Annotated in this window: 2 protein-coding genes and 1 tRNA gene; 2 read left to right on the top strand and 1 reads right to left on the bottom strand. The window is 59.5% G+C overall.

Going from position 1 to position 2,800, the window contains the following annotated elements:
* Positions 1–51: 51 nt before the first annotated feature.
* Positions 52–2,016, bottom strand: coding sequence for a DICT sensory domain-containing protein (locus NW852_RS07575; RefSeq protein WP_414371252.1), 1,965 nt, complete (start codon positions 2,014–2,016; stop codon positions 52–54).
* A 169-nt stretch (positions 2,017–2,185) separates the two neighbouring features.
* Here NW852_RS07575 and NW852_RS07570 point away from each other — a divergent pair, with 169 nt between their 5' ends.
* Both NW852_RS07570 and NW852_RS07565 read left to right on the top strand, forming a co-directional pair.
* Positions 2,186–2,629 carry a 2TM domain-containing protein gene (locus NW852_RS07570; RefSeq protein ID WP_414386033.1) on the top strand — a complete coding sequence of 148 codons (444 nt, stop codon included), beginning with the start codon at positions 2,186–2,188 and terminating at the stop codon, positions 2,627–2,629.
* A gap of 95 nt (positions 2,630–2,724) precedes the next feature.
* Positions 2,725–2,795, top strand: a tRNA-Gly gene (locus tag NW852_RS07565).
* The last annotated feature ends 5 nt before the right edge of the window (positions 2,796–2,800 follow it).

The following is a 2,800-nucleotide window of genomic DNA, read 5'->3' as shown; positions in this document are numbered from 1 at the left end:
TTTGCCGGCTGGGATCCCAGGTCAGCGCAGCAGACCTTCACTTCTTAGGGTTCAGGCGGCCATCGAGGGTTGTCTTTGGGTTTGTGGGTTGGCTATCGGCAGGGTGAAGTGGAAGGCACTGCCCTGGTTGATCCCTCCCGATTCGGCCCAGATGCGCCCCCCCATCGCCTCGATGATCAGCCGGCAGATGGCCAGCCCCAAGCCCGTCCCGCCCACAGAACGGCGCAGGGATCCCTCTGCCTGGTAAAACCGCTCGAAAATGACCTGTAAGCGCTCCGGTTCAATGCCGCGTCCACTGTCGGCCACAGTAAATCTCACCATCGCTTCTCCAGGTTCGCCGGCTGATGGCTCCACCTCTGCCCGGATCCAGATCCGCCCGCTGGGAGGAGTAAACTTGCAGGCATTGTCCAACAGCTTGCGCAAGACCTCCACCAGCCATTCCCCATCCGCCTTGACCATCGGCAGCCGTCTGGGCAGCGCCTGCTCGATGGTGGGTAACTCCTCGTGCCGCCGTCGCGCTTTGACGTTGCTCAGGGCCAGCTCCACGCATTCTTGGGCAGACAACGGCTCGATATGCCAGCGAACGCGACCACTTTCCAGCTTGGAGAGGGTGAGAAAATCCTGCACCAACTCCCGCAGCCGACCGGCATCTTGCAGAGCCGCATTCAACATCTCCTGGCGCATCTCCAAGGGCATATGAGGATCGCCGGCCAACGACTCCAGACACACTTGAATGGTGGACAAAGGGGTGCGCAGCTCGTGCCCGATCACAGCGATCAGCTCCGACTTGGCCCGATCCAGATCCTGCAATTGGCGATTCAGCTCTTCCAGGTGCTGGTAGGCTTCTGCCTGTAAGAGGGCCACCCCCACTTGATTGGCAATGGCTTCTGCCAACTCCAGAGTGGCCGGCTGCCAGCGGCGAGGGTGTTCGTGGTGCAGCTCCAAGAGGCCCAGCAACCGCCCCTGATAGAGAATCGGCAGAGCCACCCAAGCGCGAATTTGGGCCGGCTGCCACAGCTCCGGCAGGCAATGCAGACGCGGATCCTTCTGGCTGTCCTCGCAACACACCAGGTGTGCTGAGGCTATTGCCTCCTGCAGAAAAGGGTTGCTTTGCACGGGCCAAAGGGATCCCTTGAGGCTGCCCATTCTCAGGGTGTGATACTCGTGCTCGATCTGGACAGCAGGAACCTGGCCATCGTAGCGGTAGATCAAACAGCGCCCCACTCCTGCCGCTTGCCCCAATTCCTGCACCGCAATGGTCAGGATATCGCCGGGATGCAAAGACTGGCGAATGGCGCTGCTGATGCGGTTGATCAAGCGTTCCTTGCGCTCTTGAGCCTGAATGGTGCGATAGGCCCGCTGCAGCTTGTATTGCCCTGCCTGAAGATAGGTGATCAGCCGCTCTGTAAAGGGCCCTGGGTTCAGTTGGCTGGCGGAGTTTTGCGGGGATCCCTCCAGGTACTGGCGAACCGGCTCCAAGCGAGGAGCCAGATCCGGACGGTAAGCGAGGATCTTCGGCAACAGAGCCAAAGCTGCCTGGGCGGCGATCAGGCGCTCAAATGACCAGATGCCGTCGAACTGCCGCGCCGCATCGATATCGCTGCCTTGCCAGGGCCGCTCCCGACACACCAAGCAGGTGGCATAGTGGGCGTCGATAACGATCAAATGCCACTCCTGAGCCAGTGGATCCTCCGGATCCAGGGGGATAAAGTTAGGGGGCAGGTCAGCCTGAGCCCCATCGGGGGTAGCCAGCACAAACACATCTTGGGCAACCGCGCTGATGCGACGGTAGCGCCGCGCCTCCTGGCGGTAGTAGCGCTCCTTTTGAAAATTGGCGAACACCCACGGGGATCCCTGACCTTGCAACACCTGATCCTCGATGGCATGGCTAAGGGCAACCAGAGAAGACTTGAAATAAAGCTGCGGGCGCAGATGGGGCACGGCCTGTAGCAGATCGCTCAATAGGGAAGTCCGACTCTGACGGCTCTGGCGGGATCTAGGGCGGGTAGAAGTCATAGCCCTATTGGCAAGTTCGGTTGGCAAGGAGTAACTTAGCCGTGGAGAAAGCGCCTGGCGGGCTGGCCTAGGTTTAGTCTAGCGGTTGGCTTCTGCAGCAAGGCGAACTTAACGAGCTGCAAGATCTGGCTAACTTGGACTAAGAATTGTAAAGTTGCGTGTAGACTCAATGTCGGGATCCCGGTACAGCCAAGAAGACGTGCAGCAGATCCTCCAGCGGGCCATTGCCCGCCAGCCGCGCCTGGGCGAGTTTACCCGCGCCCAGTTGCAGGAGATGGCCGCCGAACTGGGGATCTCACCCCAAGAGCTGGACTTGGCCGAGCAGGAATGGAAGGCTTGGCAAGAGCTGAACAACCAGCATCGCGAGTTCCAGCGCTACCGCCGTCGGCAGTTTTACCAGTTGCTGGGCCGATACGCAATTGTCAACAGCTTTCTGCTGGGCTTGGACTGGCTTTCCGGCGGGGGGCTATCTTGGTCGCTGTTTATACTCATGGGCTGGGGCTTGACAGTTTCCCTCAAAGGCTGGAACGCCTACCAGACGGAGGGGGAACGCTACGAGAGAGAGTTTCGCCAGTGGCAGAAGAAACGTAAGAAGCAGCTCCAGCGTCGATGAGAAACATCTCGTCTCTCTGCTTTGAGCAGAGGTGGTCTTAGAAAGAGGCTAGCGGCAAATGCTAGTATAGGTACTTGGCAGAGGCAGATGCCTGTGCGGGCGTAGTTTAATGGTAAAACCGCAGTCTTCCAAACTGCTGTTGTCGGTTCGATTCCGTCCGCCCGCTTCCAG

It is taken from the genome of Synechococcus sp. H60.1 (assembly GCF_047462335.1).
Classification (GTDB): domain Bacteria; phylum Cyanobacteriota; class Cyanobacteriia; order Thermostichales; family Thermostichaceae; genus Thermostichus.
This window is presented reverse-complemented; position numbering and strand designations above follow the sequence as displayed.